We start from the raw sequence: 12,080 nt of genomic DNA, 5'->3' as shown, positions 1-12,080 counted from the left end.
AATTTGCAGATCCCAGATTATCTAACTGCTTGCTCTTGATAACCCAGCAACAAAGCATCCCAATCTGATTCCTGCCACTGGATGTGTCGCTTGTTCAGCTCTTTTCGAAATGAGCGAAGCAAGCGGCTGAGATTAGATGCCTTCCAGCCTTCCCCTGCTTTTTTGCCGCATTTATCAAAATCAATTAACCAGCACGTGCCTGTGGCATCGAGCAAAATATTGTGGATATTGAGATCAGTGTGACACACCCCAGCATCATGAAGCTTTCTCACCATGACGCCAATCCGGTGGTAATGGGAAGCGTCGAGCGGGGCTTCCTTCAAGATATCGACCAAATCTTTGGCATCATCGATTTTTTCCACCAGCAAATCCGCTTGGTAGGTCAGCCCATCTCGAATCGCACGCGCTGCGATAGGACGCGGTACTGATATGCCATTTTCACGCAGATAGGTGAGTAACTGAAACTCTTGTGCCGAGCGGGTGTTTCCCCATCCTGTAAACGCATAACTATCACGAACTAATTTCCCGAACAAACCACCGCGGCGATAGTGACGAAGCGCAGCAGGCAACACCTCAGTTTGCACAAACCACGTCGTGCCACGCCCTGTTGCAGAGCCGATGATTGCCTCTTTCTGCTGCCAGAATTCAACATCAAAACATTGCGCAGGATCTTCACGTAACAATGACGCGTCAAACCAAATACGGGTGTTGTTGTCGACTAACTGATCCACGCAAGCTCCTTCAAATATGTCTTATCTTCTCAGTATCTCAAGCATTACTGACAGATACGATGCAGTTGCATTTTACATTGCTGATCGGCAACTGCATAATTTCAACCATCAAAACCCTATAAGCATTCTCATGGCCTTATTTTCTGCCCCACCACAGTCTCTCTGCATTCTACGCCTTTCTGCGATTGGCGATGTTTGCAATGCCATCGCCGCTGTTCAAGCTATTCGCCAGCAATGGCCAGAAACACAACTGACATGGATAGCAGGGAAAGCCGAAGCCGCCCTTCTTACACCGTTGTTACCCGATGTCACCGTGATTGCTTTTGATAAGAAGCAAGGCTTTAAAGGGATGCAAGCTGTCTGGAAAGCGTTAAAAGGCCAACGCTTCGATGCCTTGCTTCATATGCAAAGCGCAATCAGAGCGAGCATGTTATCTGTTGGGATCAAAGCAAAGTACAAACTGGGGTTTGATAAAACCCGGGCCAGTGATTTGCAGCAGTGGTTTACCAATGTAAAAGTTCCATCGCCAGCATCACCGCATGTGCTAGACGGTTTCATGGCCTTCACTGAAGCACTAGGCTTGAAGCCTCAAGTACCGACATGGACACTGCCGCTGTCAGAAAACGACATCACATGGGCAAAAGGTCAGCTATCCACGAAGCCGACCCTCGTGGTTGCCCCTGCCGCGAGCAAAGCCTTTAAAAACTGGACAGCAGAAGGCTACGCAGGTGTCATTGAGCATGCACTCAACAAAGGGTTCGATGTCATCTTAGCGGGTGGCCCTGGCAAGATTGAAATTGAGCTCGGTCAAGCTATAGAGAGCCAACTCTCCCGTCCTGTAAAAAACCTAATTGGTAAAACAACGCTTCTACAATTGCTCGCACTTGAGCAGGAAGCCGATTTAGTCTTGGCACCCGATAGCGGCCCAGCGCACCTTGCCAATGCCGTGAACACACCGGTCATTGGTTTATACGCGCACCACAATCCCGCACGAACCGGGCCTTACAACTGGCGACACTATGTCGTGAGCGTATATGCAGAGGCGATTGAAGCCGAAACAGGCAAATCCGCGAATGAAGTGTCTTGGCGAACACGCGTGAAAGACGATACCGCTATGCAAAGGATAACCATTGATGAGGTGATCTCGCGTTTTGATGAAGTCATCCAAAAAGAGGAAATCGGCTCATGAGCCAGAATCAAACACGCGCCTCAATCAGCGCAATCATCATCACCAAAAATGAAGAACAGATCCTGCCAGAGTGTTTGGCATCCTTAGATTGGGTCGATGAAATCATCGTGGTGGATTCTGGCAGCACAGACAATACCGTCGCCATCGCTGAGCAAGCAGGCGCGAAAGTCTTTGTGAATGCCGAATGGCCGGGCTTTGGTAAACAAAAACAATTGGCGCAAAGCCATGCAACCAAAGATTGGGTGCTTGCCATTGATGCAGATGAAGTCATTACTGATGCGTTGAAAAACAGCATTCTGACAGTATTAGAAAATCCGCCAGAGAAAACCCTGTTCGTGCTCCGTCGCACCACATGGGTATTTGGCCGCTTTCTTAAGCACTCTGGCTGGTACGATAAAATCGTTCGCTTATACCCTCGCGAGTTCACCGGCTACAACGATGCCTTGGTTCACGAAAAAATCATTGAGCCAGAAGGCAGTCAGAAACAAACCTTGAGCGGCGACATGCTGCACTACTCATACCGCGACTTGCACCAGTACCTTGTGAAATCCGCATTCTATGCAAAATCATGGGCAGATGGTCGTCAGGCGCGAGGGAAGAAAAGCAGCATCGGGCAAGGTGTCACTCACGCGATTGGCTGCTTTTTGAAGATGTATTTACTAAAACGTGGATTTCTCGATGGCAAACAAGGCTTCTTGATTGCCGTGCTCTCGGCGCACTCAACGTTCGTGAAATACGCCGACCTTTGGATCAGAGAAAACGACAGCCGCGCACAGTAAACTTAGAGCACGCGCTGCAGAAAGGCTAAGGCGTCAGGCAGGATGCTATCAACGTCGATTTTCGACATGTCTGCCGCCACGTCTTTGTTTTTGTCTGCAGGCGGGGCAAAGGCAAGGTGGCGGCCGTTACTGTTGATAGGTTGCCATCTCAATGGCGTTGCGCTGCGTTTCGCAGGGAAAAAGCCAATCGTCGGCACATCCACCGTTGCCGCTATATGCAACGGCCCGGTTGAGCCCGCGATGAAGGCACTTGCGCAGGCAATTGAACACGTAAAATCTTGTAAACCATCATTCTTATCGTAAATTACCGACTTCACATCACCTTGTGCCAACAACGCTTTCAGCTCTGCCGCTTTTTCTTCTTCACCCGGCCCTGCTGTTAACACTACATCCATAGCAACCTGTTGAACGATACCTGATACCAGCGCCGCGTACTGCTCAAGCGATAAGTTATTCGCCGAACCACCACTGCCAGCATGAACAAATAGCCAAGGTTTATCTGATTCTAGCGAGAGCAAGGTCGTCAGCTTTTGGCGCTGAGCTTGAAGCGTATCAGCGCCAAACGCTAAATAAGGCGCAACGGGTTCAACCGCCTTGATGCCTTGTTTCGCCAAGAAAGCACGCACCAAATCGAGGTTGTATTCATACTCAGGTTTTGCCGATTTGGATCGGCGTTGCTTGATGCGGTGATTATAAAGGAGCTGAGAAATTTTCGTTGCCGGCGCTAAACGAAACGGAATGCCCGCTTTCCAAACCAAAGCCGCATTGTAGCTATCTGAAAATAAACAGATTGAGGCATCAAACTGTTGCGCTTTAATCTCGGTCATCAGCGCTTTTTTACTCAATGTGTCCGACCCTTTCCCACAATCTACCAAAACCTTATCAATTGATGGGCACAATTCCGCAAGCGCTTTGGTGTATGACGGTACCAGTGCAGTGATTTCAGCATCTGGCTGCGATTGCTTCAACATGGCAAAAGCAGGCCACGCCAACATGAAGTCACCGATTTTATCGTTGCGAATGACAAGGATTTTTTTCATTTTGTGCCCTAGTTTACGGTTCTTAATACCGATCATACCGAATAGTACTGATTAAGCCATAGCGAGGTAGTAGGCTAGAGGGCAGAACCTTATTTTCGATGCGCTTGCGTATTATGTTCACCAAAAACACATGATATTTTGGTAGCATGTCGCCAGTATAAAAGATGGCAGGAAAAATCTGTGAGCAAGAAATCCCTGACTCGGGTTATATACCCAGGCACCTTTGATCCAATCACCAACGGTCACACCGAAATCGTTAGCCGTGCCGCGTCCATGTTTGATGAAGTCATCGTGGGAATTGCAGCAAGCCCAAGCAAAAAACCCTTGTTTGAGCTTGAAGCACGTGTCGCCTTTGCCAAAGAAGTGACAAAACACCTCGATAACGTCACGGTAGTGGGGTTTTCTGGCTTACTGGTCGATTTCGCCAAACAGTATCAGGCCAATATTTTGGTTCGTGGTCTACGTGCCGTGTCGGATTTTGAATACGAATTCCAGCTCGCCAACATGAATCGCCGTTTGATGCCTGAGCTAGAAAGCGTTTTTCTGACGCCCTCTGAAGAAAATTCATTTATCTCTTCAACATTGGTTAAAGAAGTCGCCCTACACGGTGGAGACACCAGTGGCTTTGTGCACCCATCGGTACTGAAAGCGATGCAAACGGTGCTCAAAAAGCCGGAATAAGCTAACGCTAACAAACACAAAAAACCCGCTATCGCAGCGGGCTTTTTGATGCGCTTTCTCGGCGTTGTCTGATTAAACCTGACAGTCGGGGCAAAACACCGTGTTTCTCTGTCCAAGCTTCACGCTTTCAAGTTCAGTACCACACACTGGGCAAGGCTTTCCTTGGTTGCCATACACTTGAAGTTCTTGTGCAAAATACCCCGGCTTACCATCTGCCTGCTTAAAATCTTTTAGCGTTGTGCCGCCTTGCTCAATCGCCGTCGCTAACACCGACTTAATGTCCGCCACAAAGCGATTCGCCTCTTCTTGGTTTAGCTGACCGGCTTGGCGTTGTGGGTGAATGCGAGACATAAACAGTGATTCATTGGCGTAAATGTTACCCACACCCACCACCACCGCATTATCCATAATGAATTGCTTGATAGGCGTGCGCTTGTTTCGGCTTCGCTCAAACAGGTACTCACCCGTGAAATCATCGGTTAGAGGCTCAGGTCCTAATTTCCCCAATACAGGGTGGTCTGAGCCATCATTCGGTTGCCAGAGCCAAGCACCAAAACGACGCGGATCGTTGTAGCGGATCATCTCACCCGAGCTTAAGTGCAAATCGACATGATCATGCTTTGCCGGCGGTACGCCTTCAGGGATAACCCGTAAGCTGCCTGACATGCCCAAATGCACCAGTGCGTAGCCCACGTCCGTTTCCAAAATCAGGTACTTAGCGCGACGCGAAACGCTACGAATTACCTGACCTTCCATGTCATGTAACTCTTCTGGCACTAACCACCGCAGCTTAGGTTGTCGCACTTCAATTTTGGTGACCGTTTGGCCTTCCGCATGCGGCCTTATCCCCATGCGGCTGACTTCAACTTCCGGTAATTCTGGCATGTTATTGATTCTGGCTGTCGAATGGGAACAGGTAGTGTTGATCAACCGACACCGCAAGCCAACGGTTTTCCCAATTTTGGATGAGCCAAAATTGAGGAAGTTGGTAATAGGTTAAGCGCAAAGGCTCCATGTGCTGACCACGGTCGACCACTAGCGTGGCAAGAGAGCGCAAACTCGGCTTAAGCTTGTTATAGGTTTCGGTATCGATTTCTGTACCGGATAGATTTAACCAGCGATTGGCCAATTCGGTAGCTGAAACATCCAATCGCTTATCTGTTTGCCAAGGTGTGCCGTTAGTTAGCGTAAACGTTGGGAACTTAAGAGAAAGTACCGACACATCATCCGGCATTAAAGCAATCACACCTTCGGGCAGTACCTGTTCAACATGCTGACTTTGCTCACCTTCCGCCAGTTTAGTGCGAATATAATCGGGCAAATGCATCATCATAAAAAAGAAAAGAATGCCGATGATCAGGAAATTGTTAAAAGTACGACGGGATGGTTTTGCCATAGTGCGCTCACAGCGATTGGACATGACTAAAGTGTATATGTGGAAGTGACTGATTTACAGTGATATGCCCAAGCAACCTGCAGATGAATGTCTCAAATTACAGGTATAAAAAAACCCAGCCTAAGCTGAGTTTTTTTAGCAAAGCAAAAAACCAATTACTTGATTTTAGCTTCTTTGTACATAACGTGTTGACGAACAACTGGATCAAATTTCTTGATCTCAAATTTGCCCGGCATGTTACGTTTGTTTTTATCAGTAGTGTAGAAGTGGCCTGTACCAGCAGATGATACTAGACGGATCTTCTCACGAATGCCTTTAGCCATTCTTTAAATCCTCTTAAACGTTCTCACCACGGGCGCGGATGTCTGTAAGAACAGCATCAATGCCTTTCTTGTCGATGATGCGCATACCTTTAGGGGTAAGACGCAGTTTAACGAAGCGGTTTTCGCTTTCTACCCAGAAACGATGAGTTTGCAGGTTCGGCAGAAAACGACGCTTGGTGGCGTTACGTGCGTGCGAACGGTTGTTACCCGTTACAGGACGCTTGCCAGTTACTTGGCATACTCGTGACATGAATGTCTCTCCAAATCGTTTCAGCTCGATATCAACCTTGTCCACCAGTCCTGCAAACAAGGTCAGGCTCTAGGTCAAGGCTATCAAAGGTGGCGCATTATACTAACTGTATTTGCATTGCTCAAGTCCCGAGCAGATCCTTTTGTCATTTATTTGATCGTTTTTTAGCAGCTTTTACCTGAAAAGCTTATATCCAGCCGCGTTCAGCAAAGGAGACAACTTCTCCATCGCCTATCACCATGTGATCGAGCAGCCTGATATCCACTAACGACAAAGCATCCGCAATGCGTGATGTTATATGACGGTCGGCAGGACTTGGTTCGGCAATACCAGATGGGTGATTATGAGCCAAAATCACCGCATTTGCATGCACTTCCAGCGCACGACGCACAACTTCTCGAGGATAGACCCCTGCTGCATTGATGGTTCCTTCGAAAAGAATCTCATCTGAAATAGGTCGATTTTGGTTATCTAAATACAGGACCAGAAAGGCTTCTCGGGGTCTGTCACGCAATTGTGCAGAGAGATATCTCGCCGTATGAGAGGGGCTCGTTAGCGCATCTTCATAAGACATAATTTCTTTAAAATGTCGCTTACTCAGCTCCAAAACCGCCTGCATTTGTGCATATTTTGCCGATCCCAGCCCTTTTCTTTGGCTAAATTGCGCTAAGTCTGACTGCATTAGCTTCCGCAAAGAGCCAAAATCCTCCAGCAGATAACCTGCCAGTTCAATCGCATTCATGCCTGATACGCCAGTACGAAGAAAAATGGCCAACAATTCCGCGTTCGTTAATGACTCAGGCCCTTTGGCCAATAATTTTTCTCTCGGACGGCAATCTTGCGGCAAATCCTTCAATGACATGACCAAGCCTCACAATTAAAAAGGCAGCCTCATCTCTGACGTACTTTTAAGCAACCCATCGCTTATCAGCGTGCGATTAATGCGTGTAAGACATTTTATGAGTAGCTTCTTTATTACATTTCAATTTGTGGTACCTCTGCTTTCACAATCCTCTGAGTACAACACGTGATTAGGCGGTCTTTTATGTTATCTTTCTCTTAATTACTTCGTAGGCTTACTTGGTTATGGTTCAGAAAATTACCCAATCCCTAACAGGAAAACGCATCGTGTTAGGCATAGGCGGTGGTATTGCCGCGTATAAATGTGCAGATCTTACTCGCCGCCTCATTGAACGTGGTGCAGATGTCCGTGTTGTCATGACGCACGCAGCAAAAGAATTCATCACCCCTCTCACCATGCAAGCCGTGTCCGGTCACCCTGTGGCTGATAGTTTGCTCGACCCAGCCGCAGAAGCATCGATGGGACACATCGAAATTGCCAAGTGGGCAGACTTAGTGGTTCTTGCACCAGCAACAGCAGATTTAATCGCTCGCGTCACTGCTGGCATGGGGAACGACTTACTCACCACACTTTGCCTTGCAACCGATGCCCCCGTTGCGATTGCACCCGCGATGAATCAGCAGATGTATCGTGCTGTCGCGACCCAAGAAAACCTCGCGACGCTTAAACGCCGGGACTATCCAATCTGGGGGCCTGCGAGTGGTGAGCAAGCGTGTGGCGATGTTGGCCCAGGCAGAATGCTAGAGCCACTTCAATTGGTGGCATTGGTAGAAGACCATTTCTCTGAGGGCGATCTGACGGGTACGTCTTTTTTGATTACTGCAGGACCAACACGCGAAGCCATTGACCCTGTCCGTTACCTAAGCAATCACAGCTCCGGCAAAATGGGATACGCCATTGCACAAGCGGCGGCGAAGCGCGGGGCAACGGTGACACTCGTGAGCGGCCCAGTGAACTTGCCAACGCCTGCTAACGTCTCACGTGTCGATGTGCAAAGTGCAGAAGATATGTACGACGCAGTTCAACAACATGCGGGGTCACATCAAATATTCATTGCCTGTGCCGCCGTGGCGGATTTCAGACCTGCTCATGTCGCTGAGCAGAAAATGAAGAAAACAGATGGTCATGATGAAATGAGCATCGCGTTGGTGAAAAACCCTGACATTGTTGCCTCTGTTGCAGCCATGACTCAACAACGCCCTTTCACCGTGGGCTTTGCGGCTGAAACCCAAGATGTGGAACAATATTCTCGCGGTAAATTAGCCAAGAAGAATCTTGATCTCATTTGCGCCAACGATGTGTCTCGCGAAGGCCAAGGCTTTAACAGCGATCAAAATGCCTTGCACCTTTATTGGCCAAACGGTGATAAACCGTTACCGCTTGCCAGCAAGGCTGACATTGGCAACCAATTGGTTAGCGAAATTACTACCCTATTTAATGCCAGCAAATAAATTCAGTGGAAAACAATCATTGGAAAACAAAATGAAAAAAATTGACCTGAAAATTCTCGACCCACGCGTCGGCAATGAATTCCCGCTTCCCGCTTACGCCACTGAAGGTTCTGCAGGATTGGACTTACGCGCAATTCTGGACGCACCAGTAACACTGGAGCCGGGGCAAACCGAACTACTGCCAACGGGGCTCGCGATTCATATCGCCGATCCGTCACTGGCTGCGACTATTTTGCCGCGTTCGGGTTTAGGGCATAAACACGGCATCGTGCTAGGCAACTTGGTGGGCCTTATCGACTCAGATTATCAAGGTCAGTTGATGGTTTCTTGCTGGAACCGTGGCAACACCACATTCACTATCGAGCCGGGCGAACGTATTGCGCAACTGGTATTTGTCCCTGTTGTTCAAGCAGAGTTTAATATTGTTGAAGATTTTGATGCCACAGAGCGTGGTGCCGGTGGTTTTGGACACTCTGGTACAAAATAGCAGCAATTTCAGTGTGTAATACATAGATACGCCGCCAATCTGCGGCGTTTTTAACGTCTTATTCACGCTTTCTAACATTCTTATGTGCGTCGACAATCCCAAAGGTGCATTATCCTTTTAATACAGATGGCGCACCGCTAAAATAGAGACCCTTCAGCCGAGATTTTGGGTCCGAGACCCCGATAACAACAAAGGAAACATCTATTCATGGCTGTCCAAAAAAAGCAAAACCGCCGCGAAGAAATTCTTCAGGCTCTCGCTCACATGCTGGAGTCTAATCAGGGCAGTCAACGGATTACAACCGCCAAACTTGCGGCTCAGGTTGGTGTATCGGAAGCCGCGCTATATCGCCACTTTCCGAGTAAAGCGCGCATGTTTGAGGGGTTGATTGAATTCATTGAAGAATCACTGTTCACCCGTATCAATCGAATTCAAAGCGAAGAAAAAGACACCCTGACGCGTCTTCGTCTGACGTTGCAGCTTCTCTTGGTGTTTGGTGAACGCAACCCAGGTTTAACCCGAATCATGACAGGCCATGCGCTCATGTTCGAACAAGACCGCCTGCAAGGTCGCATTAATCAGTTGTTTGAAAAAATAGAAAGTCAGCTACGACAAATACTTCGTGAGCGTCGCCTTCGTGAAGGTAAAGGCTTTCCGGTTGAAGAATCTATTCTTGCTGCGCAGTTACTAGGGCAAGTAGAAGGTAGCTTAAACCGCTTTGTTCGTTCGAGCTTCAAATACCCGCCAACGGCTGACTTTGATCAGTACTGGCTGCTATTGAGCGCACAACTGGACTAATTGAGTCGCGAAAAGCATTAAAAAAGGCTGCATCATGCAGCCTTTTGCGTTTCTGTGGCACAGGAAAGTCAGATACCGTATTCAGCGCGGTAAGCTTTTACCGCATCAAGATGTTCAGGGTTACCACCTTGCTCTTCAAGGTAAGTCACCAAGTCGCCCAAGCTAACAATAGACACCACTTTACAACCAAAGTCGCGTTCAACTTCTTGAATGGCCGACAACTCACCTTTACCGCGCTCTTGGCGGTCAATAGCGACCAATACACCCGCCAAATCAGCGCCGTTCGCTTGAATGATTTCCATCGATTCACGAATGGCAGTACCCGCAGTGATCACATCATCAACAAGCATCACGCGGCCTTCAAGCGCGCTACCGACAAGGTTGCCACCTTCGCCATGGGTTTTCGCTTCTTTACGGTTAAAGCAATATGGCGTGTCAATATCGTGGTGTTCAGCCAAAGCAACCGCCGTGGTGGTTGCGATAGGAATACCTTTGTACGCAGGGCCAAACAACAAATCGTAATCAATGTTCGCGTCCACTAGCGCTTCTGCATAGAAACGACCAAGACGCGCCAAATCACGACCCGTGTTAAATAGACCTGCATTAAAGAAGTATGGGCTCTTACGACCTGACTTCAGGGTGAACTCACCGAATTTCAAAACTTGTTTTTCCAATGCAAACTCGATGAACTGACGCTGATAGGCTTTCATTTTTTCTCCTGACTCACTCTTCGGCTTTCTGGCCGTTACTTGTGTATTTTGGTTAAAAAAAAGCGGCTCCAATAGAAGCCGCTCTTTCATCAATCAATTAACGATGCTTTCTGAATCACGATGATGTCTTCAATGCCCTTATTGGCCAGAGCCAGCATGGCATTCAATTCTTCCGCCGTGAACGGTTCGCCTTCTGCGGTGCCCTGCACTTCAATCATGCGGCCATCTTCCAGCATCACCACGTTCATGTCAGTTTCAGCGGCAGAATCTTCAACATACTCAAGGTCGCAAATTGGCGTGCCTTCAAAGATACCGACAGACACAGCAGCAACGTGACCTTTCATTGGGTTCGCTTTCAGTTTTCCTTCAGCAACCAGCTTATTCAGTGCATCGGCCATTGCCACGCTTGCACCTGAAATAGACGCAGTACGCGTGCCGCCATCAGCTTGAATAACGTCACAGTCAACGGTAATTGTGAAATCACCCAGTTGATCAAGGTTCACTGCAGCGCGGAGGCTACGTGCGATCAGACGCTGGATTTCCATGGTGCGACCGCCTTGCTTACCGTTCGCCGCTTCACGACGGTTACGAGTGTGGGTCGCACGTGGCAACATGCCGTATTCAGCAGTGATCCAACCTTGGCCCTTCCCTTTAAGAAAACGTGGCACGCCTTCTTCAACGGTCGCGGTACAGATAACTTTCGTGTCGCCAAACTCCACCAGAACAGAGCCTTCCGCATGTGCGGTAAAATGACGTGTCATGGTAACTGGACGAATTTGACCAACTTCTCTTCCGCTAGGACGCATATTGTTCCACCTTTAATTGTGCTGTAGTTGTGCTATAGCTGTACAGTCGTTGTGTAAGCGCGACTGAATTTCGTTAACCAGCGATTATAGCGACTTCACCTAGGCCGCGCTAACACAAACCTAGCTCCGGCGCTTTTTTCTTCAACATCTGCTCTCATGGTTAATAAGAACAGACTAACAAGAAGGCGAACAACTGCGTATAATCAGAGCAACATCGATAAATGAGTGAATATCAATGATCCACAGTATGACTGCCTACGCCCGCCGCGAAGTAAAAGGCACATGGGGCACAGCCGTTTGGGAAATCCGTTCGGTAAACCAACGTTACCTAGAAACTTACATCCGCATGCCAGAGCAGTTCCGTGGCCTTGAACCAATCATTCGTGAACGTTTCCGCCAGCGCCTTGCTCGCGGCAAAGTCGAATGTAACCTGCGCTTTGAAGCCAATGCTTCTGCAAACACAGAGTTGAAAATCAACGAAGAGTTGGCAAAACAGGTTATTCACGCCGCCAAGTGGGTCAAAGAGACCTCAGGTGAAGGCAATATCGGTCCTTTCCAAGTCCTGCAATGGCCGGGC

Annotated in this window: 16 protein-coding genes; 7 read left to right on the top strand and 9 right to left on the bottom strand. The window is 48.4% G+C overall.

Features of this window, described 5'->3' with window-relative positions:
* Nucleotides 1–17 precede the first annotated feature (17 nt).
* On the bottom strand, nt 18–731 hold the full coding sequence (locus tag L4D06_RS14890; protein WP_429740265.1) for a 3-deoxy-D-manno-octulosonic acid kinase: 714 nt from the start codon (nt 729–731) through the stop codon (nt 18–20).
* Nucleotides 732–861: 130 nt separating this feature from the next.
* Here L4D06_RS14890 and L4D06_RS14885 point away from each other — a divergent pair, with 130 nt between their 5' ends.
* Together L4D06_RS14885 and L4D06_RS14880 are read left to right on the top strand one after the other, a co-directional pair.
* Nucleotides 862–1,920, top strand: coding sequence for a glycosyltransferase family 9 protein (locus tag L4D06_RS14885; RefSeq protein WP_429740263.1), 1,059 nt, complete (start codon nt 862–864; stop codon nt 1,918–1,920).
* Entirely contained in the window at nt 1,917–2,699 is a 783-nt protein-coding gene (locus tag L4D06_RS14880) for a glycosyltransferase family 2 protein (protein WP_429740261.1), read from the top strand. Before L4D06_RS14885 ends, L4D06_RS14880 begins: the two co-directional genes overlap by 4 nt.
* 2 nt (nt 2,700–2,701) lie before the next feature.
* Here the strand turns inward: L4D06_RS14880 and L4D06_RS14875 are convergent, their stop codons facing one another.
* On the bottom strand, nt 2,702–3,739 hold the full coding sequence (locus L4D06_RS14875) for a glycosyltransferase family 9 protein (RefSeq protein WP_429740259.1): 1,038 nt from the start codon (nt 3,737–3,739) through the stop codon (nt 2,702–2,704).
* Between the two features lie 180 nt (nt 3,740–3,919).
* On the opposite strand from L4D06_RS14875, the gene coaD reads away from it, so the two are divergent.
* Entirely contained in the window at nt 3,920–4,420 is a 501-nt protein-coding gene (gene coaD / locus L4D06_RS14870) for a pantetheine-phosphate adenylyltransferase (protein ID WP_274164441.1), read from the top strand.
* Between the two features lie 72 nt (nt 4,421–4,492).
* Here the strand turns inward: coaD and mutM are convergent, their stop codons facing one another.
* The 5 genes from mutM to radC form a co-directional block, all read right to left on the bottom strand.
* Nucleotides 4,493–5,305, bottom strand: coding sequence for a bifunctional DNA-formamidopyrimidine glycosylase/DNA-(apurinic or apyrimidinic site) lyase (gene mutM / locus L4D06_RS14865; RefSeq protein ID WP_429740257.1), 813 nt, complete (start codon nt 5,303–5,305; stop codon nt 4,493–4,495).
* A gap of 1 nt (nt 5,306) precedes the next feature.
* On the bottom strand, nt 5,307–5,816 hold the full coding sequence (locus L4D06_RS14860) for a hypothetical protein (protein WP_429740256.1): 510 nt from the start codon (nt 5,814–5,816) through the stop codon (nt 5,307–5,309).
* A gap of 155 nt (nt 5,817–5,971) precedes the next feature.
* On the bottom strand, nt 5,972–6,139 hold the full coding sequence (rpmG, locus tag L4D06_RS14855; protein WP_002535344.1) for a 50S ribosomal protein L33: 168 nt from the start codon (nt 6,137–6,139) through the stop codon (nt 5,972–5,974).
* Nucleotides 6,140–6,152: 13 nt separating this feature from the next.
* The gene (gene rpmB, locus L4D06_RS14850; protein ID WP_016961892.1) at nt 6,153–6,389 is read right to left on the bottom strand and encodes a 50S ribosomal protein L28; all 237 of its coding nucleotides are present in this window, start codon (nt 6,387–6,389) and stop codon (nt 6,153–6,155) included.
* Between the two features lie 187 nt (nt 6,390–6,576).
* Nucleotides 6,577–7,251, bottom strand: coding sequence for a RadC family protein (radC, locus tag L4D06_RS14845; protein ID WP_274164438.1), 675 nt, complete (start codon nt 7,249–7,251; stop codon nt 6,577–6,579).
* Between the two features lie 224 nt (nt 7,252–7,475).
* On the opposite strand from radC, the gene coaBC reads away from it, so the two are divergent.
* The 3 genes from coaBC (at nt 7,476) to slmA (ending at nt 9,987) form a co-directional block, all read left to right on the top strand.
* Entirely contained in the window at nt 7,476–8,702 is a 1,227-nt protein-coding gene (gene coaBC / locus L4D06_RS14840; protein ID WP_429740236.1) for a bifunctional phosphopantothenoylcysteine decarboxylase/phosphopantothenate--cysteine ligase CoaBC, read from the top strand.
* 31 nt (nt 8,703–8,733) lie between these two features.
* Nucleotides 8,734–9,189, top strand: coding sequence for a dUTP diphosphatase (gene dut / locus L4D06_RS14835; protein WP_274164436.1), 456 nt, complete (start codon nt 8,734–8,736; stop codon nt 9,187–9,189).
* A 207-nt stretch (nt 9,190–9,396) separates the two neighbouring features.
* Complete coding sequence (slmA, locus tag L4D06_RS14830; RefSeq protein ID WP_274164435.1) at nt 9,397–9,987, top strand: nucleoid occlusion factor SlmA; 591 nt, start codon at nt 9,397–9,399, stop codon at nt 9,985–9,987.
* A gap of 68 nt (nt 9,988–10,055) precedes the next feature.
* On the opposite strand, the gene pyrE is transcribed toward slmA, so the two are convergent.
* Nucleotides 10,056–10,697, bottom strand: coding sequence for an orotate phosphoribosyltransferase (gene pyrE / locus L4D06_RS14825; RefSeq protein WP_429740233.1), 642 nt, complete (start codon nt 10,695–10,697; stop codon nt 10,056–10,058).
* Between the two features lie 89 nt (nt 10,698–10,786).
* Entirely contained in the window at nt 10,787–11,503 is a 717-nt protein-coding gene (gene rph, locus L4D06_RS14820; protein WP_274164433.1) for a ribonuclease PH, read from the bottom strand.
* A 235-nt stretch (nt 11,504–11,738) separates the two neighbouring features.
* Between rph and L4D06_RS14815 the strand changes: the two genes are divergently transcribed.
* On the top strand, nt 11,739–12,080 hold a 342-nt coding region (locus L4D06_RS14815), incomplete at its 3' end, for a YicC/YloC family endoribonuclease (protein ID WP_429740232.1).

Origin of the sequence: Enterovibrio makurazakiensis (assembly GCF_050336585.1) — a bacterium.
GTDB classification, from domain to species: Bacteria; Pseudomonadota; Gammaproteobacteria; order Enterobacterales; family Vibrionaceae; genus Enterovibrio; species Enterovibrio gelatinilyticus.
Note: the sequence above shows the minus strand (reverse complement) of the source record. Positions and strands in the feature narration are given on the sequence as shown.